This window comes from Halorussus halobius (assembly GCF_004765805.1).
Lineage (GTDB): Archaea > Halobacteriota > Halobacteria > Halobacteriales > Haladaptataceae > Halorussus > Halorussus halobius.
Window position 1 is genome coordinate 48,212 of record NZ_SBIU01000005.1, and the last position, 21,403, is coordinate 69,614.

A 21,403-nucleotide genomic window follows, 5' to 3' on the forward strand; every position below is an offset into this window, starting at 1 on the left:
TTCTCCGGTACGAAACGTCGTGTTGTGAGTGCCGAAGGAGCTAGCTACGTCCGAGACCTATGAGTATCCGCACAGCACCGCATCCGCGACCACACCGCACAGCGCGGGCCTCTCAGACCGCCCCAGCCTCGGCGGCCGCATAAACGCCGTCGGACGAACCGCGTCCGACGAGCCTGCACTCGCTTCGCTCGCGCAGACGCGACCGCCTCCTTCGCGCGCGCCAGCCGGAAAAGTCGAATTTCGCTTCGCCAGTGCCCGTCCGCGGACACTCGTTCCAGTCCGTCGTCTCAGTCCAGATACTCGCCGAGGAACAGGTCCACGCGGTCGCGGGTCGCCTCGGGAATCGAGTCGGTCGGCGTGTTTATGGTCCCCTCCAGGGCCGACCCGCAGTCACAGTCGCGCTCGTCGGGCATGTTCCGGACGGCGTGTTCGACGACCTGCTTGATGGCCTCCTCGTTGGCGGCCGCGTTCTCCAGCACCTCGCCGAGCCGGTCCTCGTTCTCGCCGTGCCACACGCCCCAGTCGGTGACGCCGGCAATCGTGGCGTAGCACATCTCGGCCTCGCGGGCGAGTTTGGCCTCCGGGATGGTGGTCATGCCGATGACGTCCCAGCCCTGCTGGCGGTAGAACTCGCTCTCGGCCCGGGTCGAGTACTGGGGGCCTTCGATGCAGACGTACGTTCCGCCCTTCTCGGCGTCGGCGTCGGTGGCCGATTCGGACGCGTCCGCGAGGTGGTCGACCATGTGGGGGCAGTACGGTTCGGCGAACTCCATGTGGACCACGACGCCGTCGCCGAAGAACGTCGAGTCGCGGTGCTTGGTCCGGTCGAACGTCTGGTCGGGTACCACGAGCGTCTGGGGCGGGAGGTCCCCGCGCAGGGTGCCGACCGCGTTGCTCGCCAATACGCGCTCGACGCCGACCTGCTTGAGCGCGTGGATGTTGGCCTTGTACGGCGCGTTGGTCGGCGTGTACTGGTGGTCCGGGCCGTGGCGGGGGAGGAACGCCACCTCCCGGCCGGCGAGTTCCCCGATGGTGACCGGTGCGCTCGGGTCGCCGAACGGCGTCGAGACGCGTTCCTCGCGGGTGTCTTCGAGCGGGAGTGCCTCGTAGATACCGCTACCGCCGATGAAACCGATCGTCATACCACACACTCCGTGAGGGGGCACTATAATGGCTACTCATTCGGCCGGGAGCCAGCGCCGACGCCGTCCGGCGGTGAGGCCGCCCAGTACCGACGTCGTCCGGGGTCGACGCCCCGTAGTGCCGAGACCGGCGCTGCTGGCTCCCCGAACAGGCGTTCGTTGGGTAAAATTCTTTAGGACCTGACTACTTGTGTCGGACGGAGGCATATAGCCTTGGAGATCTCTGACAAACTCCTGTGTCTGTTCAGTGCTGACGTGACTATCGAGGACGACTCGTACGTCGTCGAGGTACCGCGTCGAGAGATAGAGACCGGGTCGGTCGAGCCCGGCGAGACCTACCGCGTCGCGCTCATCGCCGACGACTCGGCGTCCGCGGACGCCGAGTCCGAGAGCAAGAGCAGCGGCGGTGGCGGCACGCCCTCGCAACCCCAGCCACCGGTCGAGGAGGGCGAAATCCGCTACGTGGAGGTCGAGGACATCGGCAAGCAGGGCGACGGCATCGCCCGGGTCGAGCGCGGCTACGTCATCATCGTGCCCGACGCCGAGATCGGCGAGCGCGTCAAGGTCGAGATCACGGAGGTCAAGTCCAACTTCGCGGTCGGCGAGATAATCGAAGAGGACTTCTGAGGACGACTCTCTGGTGCGGGCGCGGTCGCCGCCGGCGACCCCGCTCGCGAAACCGCTCGGCCGGACCCCGCGTCGCGGAGGCGGTTATCGCTCGGCGGGCGCGTACTCGGGCGCGCGCTCGATTATCTGGTCGACGAGCGCGGGGACCCGGGTCCAGAGCCCGTAGTAACTGTCGGGGTCGCGCTCGACCGCGACCAGCGCGGCCTTGGCGGCGTCGTTGCCGTCGCCGTCGTACGCCACCAGCCACGTCCCCGCCAACCCGTGTCGTCCGCCGTGGACGACGAACTCCTCCGAGCCGCCCGGCACGTAGTCGGCCGCCTCGAAGAGGTGGACCTCGACGCCGTGCTCGGCGATGCGCCGGTAGCCCGCCCAATGGTCGTCCATTGCGGCGAGGCGCTGCTGACCGCCCGCGTAGAGGCGACCCCGACCAGCGCGCCACGCCAGCGCCTCGACCCGATTCGAGAGCACCCGCAGTCCGGACCTGTCGTCGTAGCCCGCCAGAAAGAGGGTGTCGGTCGGCTCGAACGGCTCGGTCCCGGCCGCCACGACGTCCGTCGGGTCGCCCTCCCGGCGGGGGTGGACGAGTGCCCCGTCGACGAGCACGTCGTCGTGGAGCGCCGCGAACTCGCGGGGCCGGTCGTCGGTGAGCGTCGTCCCGACCGTCACGTCCTCGACGTCGAGGAACGCGTCGAGCGCGTCGCCGAGGTCGTCGAGGACCGACTCCGGGCAGTCGGTGTTGAACGCCGCGAGCGTCAGCCCCTCGGGGATGGCGTCGGTCGGGGCTCGTCGGTGGCCGAATGGCGCGTCGGACATGGTCGAACCACAGGCCGTTCGAGGCAGCGTTCGATAAGCGTAGCGGCCCCGCACGGCGTCGCGTTCCCCGCGAGTTCTCCCGACGACCGATGACCGTCGAGTCTCAGCGGCGACTGACCGTCGCGCGGAGCCGGGGCAGTTCCCGGGCCAGCGTCTCGCGTTTCACCAGACAGAACCCCGCGAAGATGACGAGAAACCCCGCGACCGTGGCGAGGTCGATGCCTTCGTCGAGGAACCACCAGCCCGAGAGCGCGGCGAACATCGGCGCGACGTAGGAGACGAGATTTATCTCGATGGGGCCGAGCCGTTCGAGCAGGTCGAAATAGATCAGGAAGCCGAGCGCGCTCGCCGCGACCGAGAGGTACGCCAGCGCCCAGAGCGCTTCCGGTGCCCACTCGACGGCGGCCAGCGACTCGCCGGGCCGGGCGACGCTGGCGGCGTGCATCAACAGCGCACCGAGTACCATCGACCACGCCTCCATCGTCTCCATCGGGAGGTCGGTGTCGACGCGGCGGGTGAGGACGCTCCCGAGCGCGAACGAGACGGCGGCCGCGAACACCAGTGCCTTCCCGACCACGTCGGCCGAGAGCAGGTTGCCCGCGTCGGGCGCGCTCAGCACGGCCACGCCGACGAGTCCGAGGAACAATCCGGCGATTCCCACCGGGGTCAGTCGCTCGCTCGGCAGCAGTACGCGGGCGAATCCGGTGGTGAGGACCGGGCTGAGGCTAACCACGACCGCCGCCACCGCGCTGGTGGTGTACTGCTCGCCGACGAACAGGAAGGCGTGATAGCCCGCGATGAGAAGCGCCCCGCCCACGAACACTAACCACCATTCGTCGCGCCCGCGCGGGCGTCGCCGCTCCGACGCGACTGCGACGTAGCCAAGCATCACGACGGCGGCGACGTCGTAGCGAAGCGCGGCGAACAACACGGGCGGAAAGTACTCGAGTCCGACCTTGATGGCCATGAACGCCGACCCCCACACGGCGGCGAGCGCGACGAACAGTCCGGCGTTTCGGTATCTGCTCACGGTCGTACTGCTCGCCAGTTCGGCGTCAACGTTTCGGAGTGGCGGGACGTTGCCGGTTCCGGAATCCCGGCGTCGTCGCCCGGTGGTCAGGCGTCTGTTCGGGTCGCTCGACGCTCGTCGCGGACCGCCCGGAGCACGTCCTGTCTGGCGACGATGCCGAGCAGGCGGTCGTCCTCGTCGACGACCGGGAGTCGGTTGATGTCGCGCTCGTCGTCGGCGAGCAGGTCGAGGATACGCTCGAGGTCGTCGTCGGGACCGACCGTGACCACCTCGTCGGTCATGACGGTGCTGACGGGGTCGCCGGCGTGTTTCAGCAGGTCGAGCTCGGTGTCGAGGCTGTCCCACGAGAGGTCGATGGCGTATTCGAGCGTCTCGAGGAACGGCGGGAAGCCGACCGGAATCCAGAGGGTGCGGTCGCTGGGCTGGAACAGGTTCACGAGGTCGGACTGGGTGACGATGCCGACCACGCGGTCGTCCTCGACGACCGGGAAACCGTTGAAGTCCGCGCGCGCGAGGCGGGTCAGCACCGCGCTTACGTCGTCGTCCGGGTCGGCGGTCTCGACGTCGGTCGTCATCAGGTCGCGGGCTCGCATGGTCGACCCGTGGGCGCGTCGCACCGTATCGTTTCCGGTCCGGGCGTGGGACCCGGAGGTGAACCGCTGGACTCGGGAGGGCCGAAGCGAATCAGTCGCGGTTGTGGTCGTGGCCGGCCAGCAGCGCCGCGACGTTCAGGGCGAGCAGGCCGAGGAAGGTGAGCAGTTCGGCCTGCGAGGAGATGCCGGTGAGCAGGAGCGGCACGTAGAGGAACGGCAGGGCTATCGCCGCCCAGAAGCCGGCGGCCTCGATGGGCGTCGTGAGCGCGTGTTCGCGGTAGCGGTCGTACAGGACGGCGAGTCTGGTCCGACCGCCGGCCGTCTCGCCGGCGTCGGTGCGGGACCCCACGGCGGAGTTGTTTTCGTTCTGGAGGGTGGATTCGGGCATGGACCGTTCGACCTCGACGTATCCTTGAACGGGCAACACCATATAACGGACAGAGCGTTAGCGCGAGTTCAGCACAGTTCACCGCGAACTCGCGAAAACGGCGACGTTTTACGACGTCCGCTAAAACGATTATAAAATTTATAATCGTCTCTAAGCGATTTTCCCTCGGTGATTTTACGTGTAGAAATGTCCCGGTACCGCAGTCGATGCTGGGGTAATCAGGCGTTGCCTTCCCTCGGACAAGCGCGGCGCAACGGGACCGATGCCCAGCGTGGACTCGCGAGTCGACCGTCGGGGTATCGCGGTGGTCCCACGAGCCGGAGGCTGGCAGAAGTGGTGGAGCAGTAACAAAATGCCCGGGGAGGGCTCCGAACCCTCGATCTCCGCATGACCCAGGTCGGAGGCTCGGCGGGCCTCGTGGGCATGAGGAGGCTTCCAAGGCCTGAGCGCGCCGAATCTCAGAACCCTATGAGTGCGGCGCTATGTCCAGCTAAGCCACCCGGGCTCGGTTCCTCGTAGGCGGGTGCTACTCTTTAAAGTTCTCATCTGCGCCGGGACGTCGCCGTCGCGCACGGTGGTTTCGCGTCCGTGCGAGTCGGCCACGCGAGTTCAAAACCTCTTTCATACCGCCACGCGGAGGTAGGATATGTTGATTACAGTGTCCGGCCCGCCGGGGAGCGGCAAGAGCACGACCGCCTCCAACCTGGCCGCCTCGCTGGGACTCGACCACGTCAGCGGCGGGGACATCTTCCGGGAGCTGGCCGACGAGCGCGGCCACACCCCGCTGGAGTTCAACAAGCTCGCCGAGGAGGACGACCAGATCGACCGCGACCTCGACCGACGCCTCCGGACCGTGGCGGTCGAGCGCGACGACGTAGTGCTCGAGTCGCGCCTCGCCGGGTGGCTGGCGGGCGACCGCGCCGACTTCCGGGTGTGGCTCGACGCGCCCCTCGACGTCCGGGCCGAGCGCATCGCCGACCGCGAGGACAAATCGGTCGACGAGGCCCGCGAGGAGAGCGACGCCCGCCAGCGCAGCGAAGCCGCCCGCTACGAGGAGTACTACGGCATCGACATCACCGACCTGAGCATCTACGACCTGTCGCTCAACACCGCCCGATGGGACGCCGAGGCGGTGCTGGACGTACTCGTGACCGCCGTCGAGACGTACGACCCCGCGGTCGACGAGGGCACGTACCCCGTCGCGGTCGACTACGACTTCTGAGGCTATGCTCCGAGACCCACCCGAGAAACGCTCGCCGGAGGCGCTGCTGGCGTTCGGCGTCGTCAACCTCGACAAACCGCCCGGCCCGTCGGCCCATCAGGTCGCGGGCTGGGTGCGGGACCTGGCGGCGGTCGAGCGGGCCGCCCACGCCGGGACGCTCGACCCGAAGGTCACCGGCTGTCTCCCGGTCCTGACCGGCACCGCGACCCGGCTCTCGCAGGTGTTCCTCGAAGGCGCGAAGGAGTACGTCGCGGTGCTGGAACTCCACGACGACCCGCCGTCGGACCTCGAAGCCGTGGTCCGGGAGTTCGAGGGGCCGACGTACCAGAAGCCCCCGCGAAAGAGCGCGGTCGCCCGCCGACTGCGCGTCCGGGAGATATACGACCTCGACGTGCTGGGCGTCGAGGGTCGACAGGCGTTGCTCCGCATCCGGTGTGAGAGCGGCACCTACGTCCGGAAACTGTGTCACGACCTCGGACTCGCGCTCGGCACCGGCGCGCACATGGGCGACCTCCGCCGGACCGCGACCGACCCGTTCGACGACGCGACGCTGGTGACGATGGAGGACCTCGCGGACGCGCTCGCGCGCTGGCGGGAGGGCGAGGCGCGAGACGCCTCCGCGAGGAGCCAGGAGACCCAAAGCGACGACTCGCGAGCGGACGGCCCGGACGACTGGCTGCGCGAGGTGGTCCAGCCCGCCGAGCGCGCGCTGACCCACCTTCCGAGCGTGACCGTCGCCCCGAGCGCGGCCGAACAGGTCGCCCACGGCGCGCAGGTGTACGCGCCGGGCGTCATCGAAGCCGACGACGCCGACGACGGGCAGTTGGTCGCCTGCTTCACGCCGGACGAGGCCGCAGTCTGTCTCGGCCGGATGGTCGGCGACCCGGACGCCGAGGAGGGCGTGGCCGTGGAACTCGAACGCGTGTTGGTGTGAGAGGCGAGTACTCGACATCCCCTCTCCGGTGAACTCGAAGCGGGCGAACTCCCGCGTCTGCATGCCCGAACTCGACGAGCCAGGGACGAACCCACCGGGGTTACAGGAGTGGCCGGAGGCCGAACCGTCCGACGGCCCGGTCGAGGACGACCCGTAGTGTCGCCTCTCCGGCCGTAACCGCCAGCGTGAACCCGAGGAGAATGGGCCAGACCGTCAGGTACGACGGGAGCGGGTGGAGATGAGTCCCGTACGCCCACTGGTACGCCGTCTCGCCGAGGAGCGAGAGGGTCGCCAGTGGCGGGGAGACGAGCGAGAAGCGGCCGAACAGGTACAGTGGAACGGCCGCCGTGAGGAACATCCCGACCAGCGCGTACCCGTACCCGAACACGAGCGCTCCCGGTTCCTGCGAGGCGAAGTGGACGCCCTCCGAGAACAGCCACGAGAGGACGGCGACTGCATAGCCGACGCCCCCGAGGACCGCCACGGTACGCGCGTCGCGGAGGGTGAGCGAGTACACGTCGGGTCGTTCCACCGTCATCGTCATTAACCGGTCGGTATCTCCACTGTTCGGGTCGCTCGGTCGGAACCGGAACGACGCTCGTGACGACTCGCTTGCCACGAGGCCTACCTTTTTGCCGCCGCTCCGCCACCGCCATCCCATGCAAGTCGGAACCGCCGAATCCGAACCCGGCGAACTCGTCACGGGGTGGCTCGACGCAACCGACCTCCCGACCGGAGCGCCCGAACGCCTCCCGGTCCTCGTCGCGGAGGGCGAGGACGGCGGCGAGGGACCGACGCTCTGGATTACGGCCGCCATCCACGGCAACGAGGCCACTGGCCTCGCGGTCGCACAGGACGTGATGACCGACGACCTACCGAGCGAGATTCGCGGAACGGTGGTCTGTCTCCCGACGCTCAACCCCGCCGGACTGCGCCGCAACGCCCGCACCTCCTACTACGACGACGAGGACCCCAACCGCTACTTTCCCGACGCCGACGACGAGAGCGCGCGCCCGCCCAGCGTCCAGCAGTTGATAGACGAGCGGATATACGAGGCGTTCGCCGATTCGGCCGACGCGCTCGTCGACCTCCACACCGCCCACGTCGGGTCGGTGCCGTTCCTCATCCGCGACAGGGTCCTGTACGGCGAGCGCCGCAGCGAGGACGAAGCCCGCGACCTCGCCGACGACCTCCAAGCGCTCGTGACGGCGTTCGGCCTGCCCGTGGTCAACGAGTACGCCGCCGAGGAGTACACCGAACAGCGTCTCCAGCGCTCGACTGCGGGCGCGGCCCTGAACGAGGCCGGCATCCCGGCGTTCACCGCGGAACTCGGCGGCCACGAAGTCGTCGAGGAGCGCGTCCGCGAGGCGGGCGTCGCGGGGCTCCGGAACGTCATGCGAGAACTCGGCGTGCTGGCCGGCGACCCCGCCTCGGACGCGGTCGGCTTCGAGCCACCCGTCGACTTCCCGGTCAAGCGCGCCGTCCACCCACACACGGACGCCCCCGGCGTCGTGCGCCACCGCGTCGAGGCCGGCGACGTCGTGGCGGAGGGCGACGTAATCGCCGACGTGTGCACGCCCCACGGCGACCGGAAGACGTCGGTCCAGACCGACCACGACGGCTACGTCCTCGGCCGGACGCCCGGGGTCGCGGCCTACGAGAACGACGCGCTCGCGAGTCTGGCGGTCCGCGACGACGGCGACCTCGTCGTCGCCCGCGACTCCGAGCAGTCGTCTACCGGGAACGCGAGCGAGCCCGACGCCAGCAACGGCCGGACCTAACTGCCGGACCGAAACGAAGCGCTTAACTCGGGGACGTGCCTTCGTCCAGTTGCACGTCAACGTGCAAGCGGGACCGTGGGGTAGCGGTATCCTCAGCGCATGGGGTGCGTTGGACCTGAGTTCGAATCTCGGCGGTCCCATCAACCTTCCAACAAGCATCTCATGTTCTGGAAGTTCAGGCTCTAACACTACAAATTACTTCTTAAGGAATAGTGGAACGAATCGCGGTTTTAAGTGGTCGGAGGTGTGGGGCTGATGGCGGTTCGGCTCCCCGACGCCGGCGGTGACCGTCACACCTGCGAGTTCTGCGACGCTCACGCCGCGTCAACACTCGCGCTGGGCTGTATTCCGCTGGCCCGTCGCGGGCGGGCATATCGATGGGAGCTGGATTAATTTTATAATGTAGATATAGAAATTAAAGGGCATGGGTAGTTCGGACAGGTACGCGATAGACGACGTCGCATTCGTCGGGCGCACGGTGGGGGAGTACGAAGCGATGTTCGACCTCGACCTCTCGTCGTGGGCGGGCGAGCCGGTACTCGACTGTCCGGGCGGCGCGTGCGCGTTCGTGGCCGGGGCGAACGCTCGCGGCCTCGACGCGGTCGGTGCGGACCTGCTATACGACGTGCCGCCCGACGAACTCCGCGCGAAGTGCCGGCGCGACGTCGACACCGCCATCGCGGGCTTCGACGGCGTGGAGGACCAGTTCGTCTGGGAGTTCTACGACGGCGTCCCGGACGTGCGCGACCACTGGACCACCGCGTACCGACAGTTCGCCGCCGATTACGCCGACCACTACGACACCGACCGGTACGTGCAGGCGCAACTCCCCGACCTCCCGTTCGACGACGACTCGTTCTCGCTGGTGCTGTCCGCGCACCTCCTGTTCCTCTACGTGGACAAACTCGACCACGAGTTCCACGAGGCGTCGCTGCTCGAACTCGCCCGCGTGGCCCGCGAGGAGGTCCGAGTGTATCCGCTCGCGCGATTCGACGGGAAGCGATATCCGCGACTGGACGAGTTGCGCGCGACGCTCGCTGACGCGGGCTACGCGACCGAGGTTCGACCCGTCTCGTTCGAGTTCCTCCGAGAGGCCCCCGAGATGCTGGTGGTCGAGGTGTCGTCCGGCGCGTTCTGAGAGCGGTCGCCGATAGTGGTCGTGTTCGCAATCGCGGTTCGGTCCAACTGCGAGGGTTCTCGGCCGTGAATCGATGGGAACTGCAATCGTGACCGCCGCCGCAACCGTGACCGCATCCGCACCCGCAACCGCGACCGTGACCGCCGCGACACCTTGAGCCAGTGAAAACAGCACCGCTACCGCAACTGCGACCGCGACCGCATCCACAACCGCGACCGCATCCACAACCGCGACCGCATCCGCATCCGCATCCGCAACCGCGATTGCGTGGCTACTCCCCGTTCCGCTTCACGCCCGGATTCGTCACCGCGCCGTTCGCGGCCGACCCGAAGGCCGCGCCGTACTTCGCCAGCACGCCCGACGTGTAGTTCGGTTCCGGCGGCTCCCACTGCTCGCGGCGCTCGGCCAGTTCCGACTCCGAGACGTCGACCGACAGTTCGAGGTTCGGCACGTCGATGGTCACGACGTCGCCGTCTTCGAGCAGACCGATGGGACCGCCGACCGCCGCTTCCGGGGCGACGTGGCCGATGGAGAACCCGCGCGTCGCGCCCGAGAACCGGCCGTCGGTGAACAGCGCGACGTCCTCGGCGTGGCCCTGTCCCGCGACCGCCGAGGTGACCCCGAGCATCTCGCGCATTCCCGGTCCGCCGCGCGGGCCCTCGTTGCGGATGCAGATGACGTCGCCGCTCTCGACGTTGCCCTCCTGGACGTACTTCATGGCGTTCTCCTCGTTCTCGAACACCCTGACCGGCCCCTCGTGGCGGAGGTCCTCGTCGCCCGTCACCTTCAGCACCGCGCCGTCGGGCGCGAGGTTGCCGGTCAGCACGCGGATGGCTCCCTCCTCGTTTTTGGGCTCGTCGACGGTGTAGAGGAAGTCGGCGTCTATCTCGTCGTCGGGCGCGAGCTCGCCCGCCGCTTCCAACCGCTCTATCTCCTCGGCGATGGTGTTGCCGGTCACGGTCCCGGCGTCGCCGTGGAACAGCCCCGCGTCGAGCAGGCGGCGAATCACGACCGGGACGCCGCCGATTTCGTGGAGGTCCTTCATCACGCGCGTCCCGCCGGGCTGGAGGTCGGCGATCTTGGGCGTCCGCTTGCTGATCTCGTTGAACCGCTCTAACGGGAGGTCGATGCCGGCCTCGGCCGCCAGCGCGGGCAGGTGGAGCACGGCGTTGGTCGACCCGCCGACCGCGACCTGCAGCGCGATGGCGTTCTCGAACGATTCGACCGAGAGAAATTCCGAGGGCTTGCGACGTTCCCGGATCGCCTCGACCGCGAGTTCGCCCGCGCGCTCGGCCACCTCGTACCGCTCCTCGCTCTCGGCGAGCGGGCTCGCGCTCCCCAGCGGCGCGAACCCGAGCGCCTCCGATATCGAGGCCATGGTGTTGGCGGTGAACATCCCGCCACACGACCCCGCCCCGGGGCAGGCCTGCCGTTCGAGGTCGTCGAGTTCGCCTTCGGACATGTCGCCGTCCGCGACCGCGCCGACGCCCTCGAAGACGTGCTGGACGGTGACCTCCCGGCCGTCGTGTTCGCCGGGCATGATGGACCCGCCGTACAGGAACACCGAGGGCAGGTCCGTCCGTATCGCGGCCATCATCATGCCGGGGAGGTTCTTGTCACACCCCGCGACCGTGACGAGTCCGTCCACGTGCTCGCCGAAGGCCACCAACTCCACCGAGTCGGCGATGACCTCCCGCGAGATGAGCGACGCCTTCATCCCCTCGGTCCCCATCGAGATGGCGTCCGAGATGGTGATGGTCCCGAACTCGATGGGCATCCCGTCGGCGTCGTCGACGCCCTCGTAGGCGGCGTCGGCCACGTCGTCGAGGTGGACGTTGCACGGCGTCACGTCGGCCGCCGGGTTCGCCACGGCCACCATCGGCGAGGAGAGGTCCTCGTCGTCGTAACCCATCGCACGGAACATCGCTCGGTGGGGCGCGCGCTCGACCCCGTCGGTGACCTCGTTGCTCGGGTAGTCGTCCGGTTTTCCCGCCATACCCGGGAATCGAACCGGAGCGGCTTAAGTTGCCACACTCCAACAAGCGTTGCTGTCGAATCGGCGCTTGGCCGGCCACAACCATTTGGAGGCTCCACATCGTGTCTCGTCGTACGACTCGGCCCCACGCCTCGGGCCCGCCGCTCGACGCGACGTTACTTTCCCGATACGACCGCGTAACGAGGACATACTTTCAGGATGGCGGTCGAATGACTTGCATGGACCTGACGGTCGCAGTCGCCCACTACCCGGAGGGCGCTGGCCACGCCACGCGGATGCTCGCGGTCGCCCAGGCGTTCGAGGCCGAGGGCGCGAGGGTCGTCCTCGCCGGGGGCGGCCCGGGGTCGCGGTTCGTCGAACACAACGGCTACGACGTGTTCCGGGCCGCGCCGGTCGACTACATCGGCGACTACCAGCGGGGGTCGGTGGGCCGCGTCCTGACCCGGAGTCTCCCCTACAGCGGCAAGCGCGTGGTCGACCTCGCGGGGTGGCTTCGCCGAGAGGACCCCGACGCGCTGGTCACCGACGACATGTTCGGCGCGATGGCGGCGTCGCTGACCGGGACGCCGCTGTACGTCGTCACCCACAACGCGGCCTCCTACTACGACGCGGCGGTCGAGCAGGCGTTCACGTGGCTCCTCAACCGGTACCAGTTGGGTGCGGCCGAGTCGTTCCTCTACCCCGCGGTCTGGCCGCCCGACGAGGGCGACCCGCCGGGAGTGACCCACGTCCCGCCCATCGCGCTCGACCCCGACGGCTGTCCGCCGCCCGACGGCGACGTCGGCGTGCTGGTCGTCCCGAGCGTCTACTCGACGAACTTCGACGTGCTGGCGGAGACGCTCCGGACCGAAGGCCACGACGTGACGCTCGTGGGCTGTGACGGGTGGGACCCGGTTCCCGCGCTCCTGCCGTGGATTCGGGCCGCCGACGTGGTGGTCTGTTCGGGCTACTCGACCGTGATGGAGGCCGCCGTCGGCAAAACGCCGTGCGTGGTCTACCCGTTCACCGACGAGCAACACGGCGTCACGCGGGTACTCGAACGCCGGGGCGTCCGGGGCTTTCAGGTCGAACACTCCACCGCGCACGTCGCCCGCGCGGTCCGGCATCCGCCCCGAGCGCCCGACTACGACAACGGCGTCGGACGGGTCGCCGACCGAGTCCTCTCGGCGCTCGTCGGATAGCGACGCTGTCGCTCGACAGTGTTGCCACTATCGGAACCGCGAACCCCGAACGGGACGAAATCGCGGCCATGACACGGGTCGCGGCCGGCGGGCGGCTCCACTTCGGATTCCTGAACCTCTCGCTGGCCCACGAGCGCCTCTACGGCTCGCTCGGGGTCGCGCTCGACGAGCCGCTCGCGGTCGTGACTGCCGACCCCGCCGAGGCGGTTCGGTGCGACCACGAGACCGGCCGCGAGTACGCCCGGCGCGCGGTCGAACTGCTCGACGTCCGGGGCGCCGACGTGACCGTCGAGCGAACCCTGCCCCGCCACGTCGGGCTCGGGAGCGGGACCCAGCTCGCGCTCGCCGTCCTCGCGTCGGTGGCTCGCGCGCACGGCCGCGAGCCGCGGGTCCGCGAGCGAGCGCCCGAACTCGGCCGTGGCGGGCGGAGCGGCGTCGGCGTCGCGGCGTTTTCGTCGGGTGGGTTCGTCCTCGACGCCGGCCATCCCACCGAGCGGTTCACCGCCGACCGGCCGCCCGAGGGCGAGTGGTCGGTCCCGCCAGTCGCGGCCCGCCACGAGGTGCCCGACGACTGGCGGTTCGTAATCGCGCTCCCCGACGCCGAGCCGGGGCGGAGCGGCGACGGCGAGGACGCGAGCATGCGGTCGGTGGTCGAGCGCGCCGACCCCGCGCTGGCCGACGAAATCGCGACGGTCGTCACTCGGCGCGTCCTCCCCGCGGTGGCGACCGGCGACCCGGAGGCGTTCGGGGCGGCGGTCGCGGAGGTTGGCCGGCTCAACGGCGCGTGGTACGCCGACGAGCAGGGCGGCGTCTACCGACCGCCGGTGGGTCGGCTGGTGTCGGCGCTGTCGGAGTCGCCGGCGATAGCAGGCGCTGGCCAGTCGTCGTGGGGGCCGGCAGTGTACGGCGTGACCACTGCGGACCGGGCGGCGACCGCCCGCGAGGCGGCCCGGGAGGCGCTGTCGGCGACCGACGTCGGCGGCGAGGTGGTGGTCGCCGAGCCGCGAAACCGGGGTGCTCGAGTCGGAGACGGTGATGGCGAAGCCCTCTCGGGATAAGCGGACTGGCGGTCGCGGGTGGAGTCGCGGCGCCGCCGTCACAGCGGCGACGCCGCGACCGAACGCCTGCGTCGACTGACTCGCCGACGTGCTGCCCGCGACCGCGCGAAGCGTCCGGGCCGGTCTGGTCCCGTCCTCGTATTTGAAGCTTCGCGTGCGCTCCGACGGCTCGGAGTCGCCGGCTCGGGTCGCGGACTGACGCCCGGCGCGTCCCAGCGAGTCGGTTCATGCTACCGGGCGGCAAGCTTTTCACGACACCGCCCCAATCCGGGCGCATGAGCGCCGACAGGGCGGCGTTACAGCGCGCCCTCGACCGCGGCGAACGGGAAGGCGGCAGCGTCGAGTTCAAGGAACGACTCACGCGGGACCTCCACCTCGCCGAGGGCCGGATGGAGAGCCTCGCGGCCCAACTCCGCCATCGGGTGCTCTCGGGCGACGGCGAGGCCACTTACGTTGTGGGCGTGACCGACGACGGCGGCATCGCGGGAATCGCTCAAGACGCCTTCTCGGAGTCGATGGACGTGCTCAGCCTGCTGGCCGAGGAAGCCGGCGCGCACATCGAGGACGTCCAGACGTGGGGCATCGACGCCGACGGAGCGGTAGCGACGACCGGCGACCGCGACGCGGACGGTCTCGTCGGCGTGGCGACCATCCGGGAGGGCGCGATGCTCGACACCGATGGCGAGCACATCGTCGTCGGGACGGCGGGCCACGTCGACCACGGCAAGTCCACGCTCGTCGGCTCGCTGGTGACCGGCGAGCCCGACGACGGCGAGGGCGTCACGCGGGCGTACCTCGACGTCCAACCCCACGAGGTCGAGCGCGGCCTCTCCGCGGACCTCTCGTACGCGGTCTACGGCTTCGACGGGGAGGGCTCGGTACGGATGGACAACCCCCACCGCAAGTCCGACCGGGCGCGGGTGGTCGAAGAGAGCGACCAGCTCGTCTCGTTCGTGGATACGGTCGGCCACGAGCCGTGGCTTCGCACGACGATTCGGGGCCTCGTGGGCCAGAAGCTCGACTACGGCCTGCTGACGGTGGCGGCCGACGACGGCCCGACCAAGACCACCCGCGAACACCTCGGCGTCCTGCTCGCGACCGAACTCCCCACCATCGTCGCAATCACCAAGGTCGACGCGGTGAGCGACGAGCGCGTGGCCGAGGTCGAGCGCGAGGTCGAGCGCCTGCTCAGAGACGTCGACAAGACGCCCCTGCTGGTCGAGCGCCACGGCGTCGACGCGGCGGTCGAGGAGATAAGCGAGGACGTCGTGCCGGTGGTGTCGACCAGCGCGGTCACGATGGACGGCCTCGACACCCTCGACGAGCTGTTCGAGCGCCTGCCCAAGACTACCGCCCAGTCCGGACCGTTCCGGATGTACGTCGACCGGACGTACTCGGTGACGGGCGTGGGCGCGGTCGCGTCGGGCACCGTGATGTCGGGCGCGGTCGAGGCGGGCGACGAGCTCCTGCTCGGCCCGATGGCCGACGGGGCGTTCCGCGAGGTCGAGGTCCGGTCGATCGAGATGCACTACCACCGAGTCGACCGGGCGGAGGCGGGCCGCATCGTCGGCATCGCTCTGAAGGGCGTCCGCGAGGCGGACGTCGAGCGCGGGATGGTCCTGCTGCCGGCCGACGCCGACCCCGACCCGGTCCGGGAGTTCGAGGCCGAGGTGGTCGTGCTCAACCATCCGACCCGCATCGGCGACGGCTACGAGCCGGTGGTCCACCTCGAGACCATCAGCGAGGCCGTGGAGTTCCACCCCCGCGGGGGCCAGCTGTTGCCCGGCGATTCGGGGACCACCACGGTCCGGTTCAAGTTCAAGCCCTACCTCGTCGAGGAGGGCCAGCGGTTCGTGTTCCGCGAGGGCCAGAGCAAGGGCGTCGGCACGGTGACCGACGTGAATCCCTGACCACAGGGACTTTCTACGCGACCTGTGAACCGACGAGTATGAACCGAGACCGCGTGGTCACGGCCGCGACGGTCGCGCTCGCGGTGGCGCTGTTCGCCGTGAGCGTTCTCGCGGCGTACTTCGCGCTTCGGGAGGGCGAAGGTCTCGTCACGCCGATTCTGAGCGTCTACCTCACCGGGCTCCTGCTCGCGGGCGTCCTCCGGGGCACGATGGACACGCCGCGCTGGCAACTGGCCTTCTTCGCCGGCGTCGCGGTCTGGGGCGGCTACGAGTACGCGACCGCAGGCGAGGTCTTCGCGCTGTTGCTCGCGGGGGTCGCGGTCGTGATGGTCCTCGTCGCCGGATTCGATTCGGGGTGACTCCCGCGACTTGCGGAAATCGATTTCACTCGTGCTGGCGGTCCAAGCCCATGTAACCGACGGCGCGCTCGACGCAGGTATCGACGGCGGTCGGCCGGAGCGTTCCCTGCCAGCGGTCCGGGTCCAGGTCGTCGTGGGCCAGCGAACCGAGCCCCCACGTGACGACCTTGCTGTCCTCGGGCATGCCGCCGCGAACCCAGTGGTCGTCGCGTAACTCGACCCCGTCGTCGTACCACGTCTTCGAGGTGAGCGTGAGCGCCACGTACTGCTCCCCGTAGAACGGATGGGTGTCGTCGGAGACTATCACCCACGGGCGAGCGTTCTTGCCGTTGCCGAACGGGTCGACGCCGAACGCGACGTCGCCTCTATCGTACTTCATCTCACTTCCTCGTCGGTTCCATCGGCGTTCGGATGCGGGTCGTCCGGAGCGTGAGCGGCCCACTCGTCGGGGTCCTCCTCGCCCAACCGCTCGGTGAGTGACGAGGTGGTCCGGAAGTAGTCGCTGAACGACCGGAGCCGCTCGGTGTCGTCGGTGATCGCCCAGTACGGCCCCTTGTGCCGGACGAGGTTCCGGTCTTCGAGGCGAGCCAGAACGTTCCCGATGGAGTTGTCGTTCACGCCCGTCCGGTCGGCTATCTCGGCGGGCTTGAACGCGCGGTCGTCGTTGGTCGACAGAAAGCGGAGGACGCGCTCGCCGTTGGTCAGGTCGGCGAGTTCGCTCTCGCTTTTCTCCTCGAAGTCGTCGATGTCGATGGACACGCGAGTACGTAGCGTACCCGACGTAATCAACATTACCATGTAACCAGCGTAAAGCATATACTCGACGTAACCGACGTAGCCCCGGGACGCGTTCGGTAGCTCACGACCGCCACGGCGGTTCCGCGAGGTCCGCCAGCGAGGGGACCGCGTGGTGTGGCTCCGGGTCCGGCTGGACCCCGGCCTCCGCGGGCACCCACGTCGACCGCAGGCCAGCGGCGTGCGCGCCCGCCACGTCCGAGGGAACCGAGTTGCCGACGTGGACCGCGCGGTCGGCCGCCGCCCCGAGGTCCGAGAGCGCCACCTCGAACGGCTCGGGGTCGGGCTTGGCCGAGCAGTCGTGGCCCGCGAACACCACCGTCTCGAATCGGTCGGCCAGCCCGGCGGCCGCCAGTTTGGTGGTCTGCATCTCCGGCGGGCCGTTGGTGACGACGCCGACCGCGTGGTCCTCGGCGAGCGCGTCGACGACGTCCCGCGCCCCGGGGACGCGTTCGACCCGGGAGTGGTCGCGCTCGTCGGCGAACGCCTCGGCGATTCGTCGTCCGAGGTCGGGGTCGCGGCCGCGCTCGTCGGCGATGGCGGCGAAGCAGTCGGCCCGACCCTCGGCGACCGACGTGTCGGGACCGAGGTGGTCGTTGTACCGGTCGAGGTACGCCTCGACCTCGAAGAACGGCTCGACCCCGGCCGACTCGAACGCGAGGTCGAGCAGTTGTCCGGTCGAGCGTTCGTACTCCACGAGCGTCCCGTCGAGGTCGAACAGCACGGCGTCGATAGCGGCCATCGGTCGTGGCCGGGGATTCGCAGGCCGGTCGAAAAATCGTGTCGGTCGCGGCCGTCGACTCGCAACCGTCCTACTCTTCGGTCGGCGGCGGAGCCGACCGGCACGTCCAGATGGCGGCCGCGCCCGCGGCGAGCGACGGCGAGACGTACACCGCGCCGGCGAGCGAGTAGCGGGCCAGCGAGGCGAGCAGCCCACCGACACCGACGAGCGCGAGCCCGCCCGCCGCCGTTCCGGCGCGCACCGCCCGGCTCCGCCGAGTCCACGTCCGCAGGGCCGGGACGCTCCCGACGACGACGCCGAACGCACCCAGCGCCGGCAACCACACGTACTCCGAGGCGGTGCCGAGCGCGGCGTCGACCGGTCGGAGCGTCGTCGGAGCGTTCGTCGGCGAGCGAATCCAGAGAAGCCCCCAGACGAACACCGCGACGCCGGCGAGAACGACGCTGATCGACAGCCCCCGCCGAAGGGCAGCCAAACTCCTCGTCATGACCTCGCGTCCGAACGGAGCGCGCAAGAGCTTTTCGCTCAACTCCCGGTCTCCGGACGCCCCGTCGTTCCCGCAACCGGCACCCCGAGCCCCCGTGGCCCTGTTGTCGACGAACCGAAGTTCGACGGACGAGAGGCCAACCATTAAGGCGAGGGTGTGATAAGTAAAATCGAATGGCTGGCGAAGATGTCAGCGAGCCGTCCGGGGCCCGCGACGCCTCGCTGGAGGGGTGGCTCGACGCCAAAGCCGAGGAACTCGACCTGACCCGCGAGCAACTGCTCGCGCGGCTCCGGACGGAGGGCGAGTCGAACGGCGGCGGCTCCGCCGGCGGGGAAGCGGTGGCGCTCGACCCGGAACTCGCCGAGCGGGTGGGAGCGACCGGCGAGGCGGTCGAAGCCGACCTCGCCGACCTGCGGTCGGACCTCGACGACCTCCGCGACGACGTCGCGGAGGTCGAGCGCGACTTCGACGAGAAGATAGAGGACGTGCGCGAGCGGGTGATTCAGGTCAAGCGCGAGACCGACGGCAAGGCGTCCGCCGACCACGACCATCCCGACCTCGCCCAGCGCACCGAGGCCGTCGCCGACCGGGCCGACCGGCTCGCGGACGAACTCGACGAACTCTTGGCGGAAGTCGAGGAGCTCGACGACCGGGTCGACGCCGGCTTCGAGAACTTCGAGGACGTGCTCGAGTACCTGACCGACGCGACCGACGACCTCGACTCGAAGCTCACGACGCTCGCGGAGGTGGCCGTGAGCCTCCGCGACCAGACCCGGGCGCTGGCGGCCCGCAACGCCGCCCGGGCCGCCGCCGACGAACTCGCCCACCTCGCCAACCGCAGGGGCGTCTCGACGGCCAAGTGCAGCCACTGCGACGAGACGGTCCACGTCGGCCTGCTCGCCGAGCCGACGTGTCCCCACTGTGCCAGCACCTTCAACGACGTCGAGCCAAAGCAGGGCTTTTTCGGCTCGGCCCGACTCGTCGTCGGCGACCCGCCGGCGCTCGAAGGCGAGCGCGCCGACTGGGACGTCGGCGAGGCCTTCGATGCCGACGCGGACGCGGCGGCCGAGGACCTCGACGACATCCTCGCGGAGGACGAGGAATGAGCGACGAGGACCCCGACGCCGACGGGCGCGACCGGTCGGACGACGGGGGCCGGGAGATACCCGACGAACCGCTCGGCGGCGTCGCCGAACGGGTCAACGAGCGAACCGGCGATGCCCGCGAGGGCACCGACCCGGACGCGCCGGCCCGGACCGGGCCGCTGGCGGACGTGGCGACGCAGGTCGACGAGCGCCGCCGCCGGGACCGTGGCGGCTCGGACGCCTTCGAGTCGGTCGACGTCGGCGAACTCGACGGCGAGAAGCTCTGGGAGCGACTGGCGGACGAGGACGGCGAGGAGTCCAGCGTGTCGGTCCCGGTCGGCGAGAGCGTCGAGGTCGAGGACGACGTGTGGGGCGACGACCGGGACGTCCGCACCATCCCCAAGGGGACCTGCCACGGCTGTCCCAACTTCGGCGAGCCGCCGGAGCTGGCCTGCACTCACGAGGGGACGGACATCCTCGCGATGCCGGACGTCGACCACTTCCGGGTCGCCGACTGTCCGATGGTGATCGACGAGGACGAGGAGATAAGCGGTCTCACCCCTGACCCCGACGAGGCCGACCAGCCCGACGCGTCGGCCCGGGGTGAGGTCGCCGACCGGTCGGAGCCGGCGTCCGAGGTCCCGTCGCAGGCGGCCGCCGTCGACGGGAGCGCGGACGACGCCCACAACGGGGCCGACGACGCGGGGTGAGGCTGGCGGGAGTTGACTCGCGCGCCCCGGATTCTCACGCCGAGTCCACGACTCCGAGGGCTTCGCGCTCGAACGCCCGGCCGGTCCAGCGCCACGCCGTCACCGACGCACCCTCGGGTGTCTCGCCGGCGAGCGCGTGTTCGTCGTCATCGCCGAGGGAGACGACGACGTACGACCGGTCGGGCCAGGTCGCCAGCGCCGCGTCGGTCGCGCTGGGCTCGGCCGGCCCGCGCGGATGCGAGTGGTAGAATCCGACGACCTCGTGGCCGGCGGCCTCGACGGCCTCCAGGCGTTCGAGCTGCTCACGGGGGTCGAACTCGTAGCGCGACCGGGGTCGGTCGGCGACGTTCTCGACCGAGTGGTGGGCCTCGACGCGGCGCTGGCCGTCGGCGAGAGTTCCGGCGAGGATACCACACGTTTCTTCGGGTGCGCTCGCGCGAGCGCGGGCGACCATCGCGTCGCGGATAGAGCGCGGGACGAGGAGTCGTCGCACGGTTCGGCCGCGCCGCGGCGTCAGTTCTCCTCCTCGTCGCGGAGCTCTTCGAGCTCCTGTTCGACCTCCGAGTCGGCGAGTTCGGTCTCGACGTCGACGTCGGTGTCGAGTTCGGCTTCGATGTCGGTCTCGCCGCCGGTCTCGGTCTCGGCCTCGGCGTCGGCGGACTCTGTGGTCGTCGAGCCCTTGCCCATCTCCGACTTGAGGGTCTCCAGTTCCGCGTCGACCTCGCCCGTGGTCCGGACCTCCTCGAGCTCGCGGTCGAGGCTGTCCTTGTCCGAGAGCGCGTCGTCGAACGTGCCCGACTCCTGGAGTTCGTCCATCGCCTCGGCGCGGGCCTCCATGTCCTCGGTGCGCTCCTCGGCGCGCTCGATGGCCCGGCCCACGTCCTCCATCTCGTCGCCCGCACCCGTCATGGCCTCAGAGACGCGGCTCTGGGCCTCGGCGGCCTCGTAGCGCGCCTTCATCGACTCCTTCTTGGTGCGGAACTCCTCGATGCGGTTCTGGAGCTCGTTTTTCTTCTCGACGAGGTTGTCCTGCGTGTTCTGGAGGTCGGCGATCTGACCCTCAAGCTCCTCGATCTGGGTCATCTTGGTCTTCTTCTTCTCCAGCGCGCGCCGGGCGAGGTCCTCGCGGTCCTGCGAGACGGCCTGCCGGGCCTGCTCGTTGTGCTTCTCGACGTTCTCTTCGAGCTTCCGCTTTTGCATTTCGAGGCGCTTCTTCTGGGTCGTCAGGTCGGCGATGCCCTGCTTGACCTCCTGTAGCTCGTCGCGCATCTGCTCGTAGGAGTAGTCGAGCGTCTCGGCCGGGTCCTCGGCTCGATTCAGGACGGCGTTGATCTTCGAGCGGACGACGTACGACAGGCGTGAGAGCACTCCCATACCCTGCCTTTCGTGACCCGACCCTTAAAATCCTCACT

25 protein-coding genes and 2 tRNA genes are annotated in these 21,403 nt (G+C 69.5%); 13 read left to right on the top strand and 14 right to left on the bottom strand.

The features are described 5' to 3' along the window. Nucleotides 1-287: 287 nt before the first annotated feature. Nucleotides 288-1,142, bottom strand: a complete 855-nt coding sequence (gene mtnP / locus EPL03_RS14485) for an S-methyl-5'-thioadenosine phosphorylase (RefSeq protein ID WP_135830058.1) — start codon at nucleotides 1,140-1,142, stop codon at nucleotides 288-290. A 213-nt stretch (nucleotides 1,143-1,355) separates the two neighbouring features. Between mtnP and EPL03_RS14490 the strand changes: the two genes are divergently transcribed. Further along, on the top strand, nucleotides 1,356-1,769 hold the full coding sequence (locus tag EPL03_RS14490) for a TRAM domain-containing protein (RefSeq protein WP_135830059.1): 414 nt from the start codon (nucleotides 1,356-1,358) through the stop codon (nucleotides 1,767-1,769). Nucleotides 1,770-1,853: 84 nt separating this feature from the next. On the opposite strand, the gene EPL03_RS14495 is transcribed toward EPL03_RS14490, so the two are convergent. The 5 genes from EPL03_RS14495 to EPL03_RS20125 all read right to left on the bottom strand — a co-directional run bounded on the left by EPL03_RS14495 (nucleotide 1,854) and on the right by EPL03_RS20125 (nucleotide 5,098). Next, the gene (locus EPL03_RS14495) at nucleotides 1,854-2,582 is read right to left on the bottom strand and encodes a hypothetical protein (protein ID WP_135830060.1); all 729 of its coding nucleotides are present in this window, start codon (nucleotides 2,580-2,582) and stop codon (nucleotides 1,854-1,856) included. A 103-nt stretch (nucleotides 2,583-2,685) separates the two neighbouring features. Then, nucleotides 2,686-3,612 carry a DMT family transporter gene (locus tag EPL03_RS14500; RefSeq protein ID WP_135830061.1) on the bottom strand — a complete coding sequence of 309 codons (927 nt, stop codon included), beginning with the start codon at nucleotides 3,610-3,612 and terminating at the stop codon, nucleotides 2,686-2,688. An 86-nt stretch (nucleotides 3,613-3,698) separates the two neighbouring features. Next, nucleotides 3,699-4,205 (bottom strand): CBS domain-containing protein, encoded by a 507-nt coding sequence (locus tag EPL03_RS14505; RefSeq protein ID WP_135830062.1) that lies wholly within the window; start codon nucleotides 4,203-4,205, stop codon nucleotides 3,699-3,701. 91 nt (nucleotides 4,206-4,296) lie between these two features. After that, a complete protein-coding gene (locus tag EPL03_RS14510) occupies nucleotides 4,297-4,593 on the bottom strand; it encodes a hypothetical protein (RefSeq protein ID WP_135830063.1) in 297 nt (98 codons plus the stop codon). A gap of 353 nt (nucleotides 4,594-4,946) precedes the next feature. Further along, nucleotides 4,947-5,098, bottom strand: a tRNA-Met gene (locus EPL03_RS20125). A gap of 141 nt (nucleotides 5,099-5,239) precedes the next feature. Here EPL03_RS20125 and cmk point away from each other — a divergent pair. Both cmk and EPL03_RS14520 read left to right on the top strand, forming a co-directional pair. After that, on the top strand, nucleotides 5,240-5,815 hold the full coding sequence (cmk, locus tag EPL03_RS14515; RefSeq protein WP_135830064.1) for a (d)CMP kinase: 576 nt from the start codon (nucleotides 5,240-5,242) through the stop codon (nucleotides 5,813-5,815). A 4-nt stretch (nucleotides 5,816-5,819) separates the two neighbouring features. Further along, nucleotides 5,820-6,749, top strand: coding sequence for an RNA-guided pseudouridylation complex pseudouridine synthase subunit Cbf5 (locus EPL03_RS14520; protein ID WP_135830065.1), 930 nt, complete (start codon nucleotides 5,820-5,822; stop codon nucleotides 6,747-6,749). A 100-nt stretch (nucleotides 6,750-6,849) separates the two neighbouring features. Here the strand turns inward: EPL03_RS14520 and EPL03_RS14525 are convergent, their stop codons facing one another. Further along, a complete protein-coding gene (locus tag EPL03_RS14525) occupies nucleotides 6,850-7,293 on the bottom strand; it encodes a hypothetical protein (RefSeq protein ID WP_244605279.1) in 444 nt (147 codons plus the stop codon). A 115-nt stretch (nucleotides 7,294-7,408) separates the two neighbouring features. Here EPL03_RS14525 and EPL03_RS14530 point away from each other — a divergent pair, with 115 nt between their 5' ends. The 4 genes from EPL03_RS14530 to EPL03_RS14540 all read left to right on the top strand — a co-directional run bounded on the left by EPL03_RS14530 (nucleotide 7,409) and on the right by EPL03_RS14540 (nucleotide 9,668). Further along, nucleotides 7,409-8,530: a succinylglutamate desuccinylase/aspartoacylase family protein gene (locus tag EPL03_RS14530; RefSeq protein ID WP_135830066.1), complete on the top strand. Its 1,122-nt coding sequence runs from the start codon at nucleotides 7,409-7,411 to the stop codon at nucleotides 8,528-8,530. 69 nt (nucleotides 8,531-8,599) lie between these two features. Continuing rightward, nucleotides 8,600-8,670, top strand: a tRNA-Pro gene (locus tag EPL03_RS14535). A gap of 115 nt (nucleotides 8,671-8,785) precedes the next feature. After that, on the top strand, nucleotides 8,786-8,923 hold the full coding sequence (locus EPL03_RS20130) for a hypothetical protein (protein WP_168216277.1): 138 nt from the start codon (nucleotides 8,786-8,788) through the stop codon (nucleotides 8,921-8,923). Nucleotides 8,924-8,954: 31 nt separating this feature from the next. Next, complete coding sequence (locus tag EPL03_RS14540; protein ID WP_135830067.1) at nucleotides 8,955-9,668, top strand: class I SAM-dependent methyltransferase; 714 nt, start codon at nucleotides 8,955-8,957, stop codon at nucleotides 9,666-9,668. Between the two features lie 271 nt (nucleotides 9,669-9,939). On the opposite strand, the gene ilvD is transcribed toward EPL03_RS14540, so the two are convergent. Further along, complete coding sequence (gene ilvD / locus EPL03_RS14545) at nucleotides 9,940-11,664, bottom strand: dihydroxy-acid dehydratase (protein ID WP_135830068.1); 1,725 nt, start codon at nucleotides 11,662-11,664, stop codon at nucleotides 9,940-9,942. Nucleotides 11,665-11,882: 218 nt separating this feature from the next. On the opposite strand from ilvD, the gene EPL03_RS14550 reads away from it, so the two are divergent. The 4 genes from EPL03_RS14550 to EPL03_RS14565 all read left to right on the top strand — a co-directional run bounded on the left by EPL03_RS14550 (nucleotide 11,883) and on the right by EPL03_RS14565 (nucleotide 16,172). Next, entirely contained in the window at nucleotides 11,883-12,845 is a 963-nt protein-coding gene (locus EPL03_RS14550) for a glycosyltransferase (RefSeq protein WP_135830069.1), read from the top strand. A 68-nt stretch (nucleotides 12,846-12,913) separates the two neighbouring features. Beyond that, the gene (locus EPL03_RS14555) at nucleotides 12,914-13,903 is read left to right on the top strand and encodes a beta-ribofuranosylaminobenzene 5'-phosphate synthase family protein (RefSeq protein ID WP_135830070.1); all 990 of its coding nucleotides are present in this window, start codon (nucleotides 12,914-12,916) and stop codon (nucleotides 13,901-13,903) included. Nucleotides 13,904-14,178: 275 nt separating this feature from the next. Then, complete coding sequence (locus EPL03_RS14560; protein WP_135830071.1) at nucleotides 14,179-15,813, top strand: GTPBP1 family GTP-binding protein; 1,635 nt, start codon at nucleotides 14,179-14,181, stop codon at nucleotides 15,811-15,813. Between the two features lie 38 nt (nucleotides 15,814-15,851). Then, nucleotides 15,852-16,172 (top strand): hypothetical protein, encoded by a 321-nt coding sequence (locus EPL03_RS14565; protein WP_135830072.1) that lies wholly within the window; start codon nucleotides 15,852-15,854, stop codon nucleotides 16,170-16,172. A 25-nt stretch (nucleotides 16,173-16,197) separates the two neighbouring features. Here the strand turns inward: EPL03_RS14565 and EPL03_RS14570 are convergent, their stop codons facing one another. The 4 genes from EPL03_RS14570 to EPL03_RS14585 all read right to left on the bottom strand — a co-directional run bounded on the left by EPL03_RS14570 (nucleotide 16,198) and on the right by EPL03_RS14585 (nucleotide 18,196). Beyond that, complete coding sequence (locus EPL03_RS14570) at nucleotides 16,198-16,551, bottom strand: type II toxin-antitoxin system PemK/MazF family toxin (RefSeq protein ID WP_210425008.1); 354 nt, start codon at nucleotides 16,549-16,551, stop codon at nucleotides 16,198-16,200. Then, a complete protein-coding gene (locus tag EPL03_RS14575; RefSeq protein WP_135830073.1) occupies nucleotides 16,548-16,931 on the bottom strand; it encodes a MarR family transcriptional regulator in 384 nt (127 codons plus the stop codon). Before EPL03_RS14575 ends, EPL03_RS14570 begins: the two co-directional genes overlap by 4 nt. A gap of 100 nt (nucleotides 16,932-17,031) precedes the next feature. Next, a complete protein-coding gene (locus EPL03_RS14580; RefSeq protein WP_135830074.1) occupies nucleotides 17,032-17,709 on the bottom strand; it encodes an HAD family hydrolase in 678 nt (225 codons plus the stop codon). A gap of 70 nt (nucleotides 17,710-17,779) precedes the next feature. After that, entirely contained in the window at nucleotides 17,780-18,196 is a 417-nt protein-coding gene (locus EPL03_RS14585; RefSeq protein ID WP_135830075.1) for a hypothetical protein, read from the bottom strand. Between the two features lie 173 nt (nucleotides 18,197-18,369). Here EPL03_RS14585 and EPL03_RS14590 point away from each other — a divergent pair, with 173 nt between their 5' ends. Continuing rightward, nucleotides 18,370-19,302 carry an Mce/MlaD family protein gene (locus tag EPL03_RS14590; protein ID WP_135830076.1) on the top strand — a complete coding sequence of 311 codons (933 nt, stop codon included), beginning with the start codon at nucleotides 18,370-18,372 and terminating at the stop codon, nucleotides 19,300-19,302. Continuing rightward, nucleotides 19,299-19,991, top strand: a complete 693-nt coding sequence (locus tag EPL03_RS20355) for a hypothetical protein (RefSeq protein WP_210425009.1) — start codon at nucleotides 19,299-19,301, stop codon at nucleotides 19,989-19,991. The genes EPL03_RS14590 and EPL03_RS20355 overlap by 4 nt, the downstream gene beginning before the upstream one ends. A 34-nt stretch (nucleotides 19,992-20,025) precedes the next feature. On the opposite strand, the gene EPL03_RS14600 is transcribed toward EPL03_RS20355, so the two are convergent. Together EPL03_RS14600 and EPL03_RS14605 are read right to left on the bottom strand one after the other, a co-directional pair. Then, nucleotides 20,026-20,484: a desampylase gene (locus tag EPL03_RS14600; RefSeq protein WP_244605280.1), complete on the bottom strand. Its 459-nt coding sequence runs from the start codon at nucleotides 20,482-20,484 to the stop codon at nucleotides 20,026-20,028. 20 nt (nucleotides 20,485-20,504) lie between these two features. Further along, a complete protein-coding gene (locus EPL03_RS14605) occupies nucleotides 20,505-21,365 on the bottom strand; it encodes a PspA/IM30 family protein (RefSeq protein ID WP_135830077.1) in 861 nt (286 codons plus the stop codon). Between the last annotated feature and the right edge of the window lie 38 nt (nucleotides 21,366-21,403).

Coding starts and splice junctions, on each gene's coding strand:
- mtnP (WP_135830058.1), bottom strand. CDS start 1,142: ATGACGATCGGTTTCATCGGCGGTAGCGGTATCTACGAGGCACTCCCG.
- EPL03_RS14495 (WP_135830060.1), bottom strand. CDS start 2,582: ATGTCCGACGCGCCATTCGGCCACCGACGAGCCCCGACCGACGCCATC.
- EPL03_RS14505 (WP_135830062.1), bottom strand. CDS start 4,205: ATGCGAGCCCGCGACCTGATGACGACCGACGTCGAGACCGCCGACCCG.
- EPL03_RS14510 (WP_135830063.1), bottom strand. CDS start 4,593: ATGCCCGAATCCACCCTCCAGAACGAAAACAACTCCGCCGTGGGGTCC.
- cmk (WP_135830064.1), top strand. CDS start 5,240: ATGTTGATTACAGTGTCCGGCCCGCCGGGGAGCGGCAAGAGCACGACC.
- EPL03_RS14520 (WP_135830065.1), top strand. CDS start 5,820: ATGCTCCGAGACCCACCCGAGAAACGCTCGCCGGAGGCGCTGCTGGCG.
- EPL03_RS14525 (WP_244605279.1), bottom strand. CDS start 7,293: ATGACGATGACGGTGGAACGACCCGACGTGTACTCGCTCACCCTCCGC.
- EPL03_RS14530 (WP_135830066.1), top strand. CDS start 7,409: ATGCAAGTCGGAACCGCCGAATCCGAACCCGGCGAACTCGTCACGGGG.
- EPL03_RS20130 (WP_168216277.1), top strand. CDS start 8,786: ATGGCGGTTCGGCTCCCCGACGCCGGCGGTGACCGTCACACCTGCGAG.
- EPL03_RS14540 (WP_135830067.1), top strand. CDS start 8,955: ATGGGTAGTTCGGACAGGTACGCGATAGACGACGTCGCATTCGTCGGG.
- ilvD (WP_135830068.1), bottom strand. CDS start 11,664: ATGGCGGGAAAACCGGACGACTACCCGAGCAACGAGGTCACCGACGGG.
- EPL03_RS14550 (WP_135830069.1), top strand. CDS start 11,883: ATGGACCTGACGGTCGCAGTCGCCCACTACCCGGAGGGCGCTGGCCAC.
- EPL03_RS14555 (WP_135830070.1), top strand. CDS start 12,914: ATGACACGGGTCGCGGCCGGCGGGCGGCTCCACTTCGGATTCCTGAAC.
- EPL03_RS14560 (WP_135830071.1), top strand. CDS start 14,179: ATGAGCGCCGACAGGGCGGCGTTACAGCGCGCCCTCGACCGCGGCGAA.
- EPL03_RS14565 (WP_135830072.1), top strand. CDS start 15,852: ATGAACCGAGACCGCGTGGTCACGGCCGCGACGGTCGCGCTCGCGGTG.
- EPL03_RS14570 (WP_210425008.1), bottom strand. CDS start 16,551: ATGAAGTACGATAGAGGCGACGTCGCGTTCGGCGTCGACCCGTTCGGC.
- EPL03_RS14580 (WP_135830074.1), bottom strand. CDS start 17,709: ATGGCCGCTATCGACGCCGTGCTGTTCGACCTCGACGGGACGCTCGTG.
- EPL03_RS14585 (WP_135830075.1), bottom strand. CDS start 18,196: ATGACGAGGAGTTTGGCTGCCCTTCGGCGGGGGCTGTCGATCAGCGTC.
- EPL03_RS14590 (WP_135830076.1), top strand. CDS start 18,370: ATGGCTGGCGAAGATGTCAGCGAGCCGTCCGGGGCCCGCGACGCCTCG.
- EPL03_RS20355 (WP_210425009.1), top strand. CDS start 19,299: ATGAGCGACGAGGACCCCGACGCCGACGGGCGCGACCGGTCGGACGAC.
- EPL03_RS14605 (WP_135830077.1), bottom strand. CDS start 21,365: ATGGGAGTGCTCTCACGCCTGTCGTACGTCGTCCGCTCGAAGATCAAC.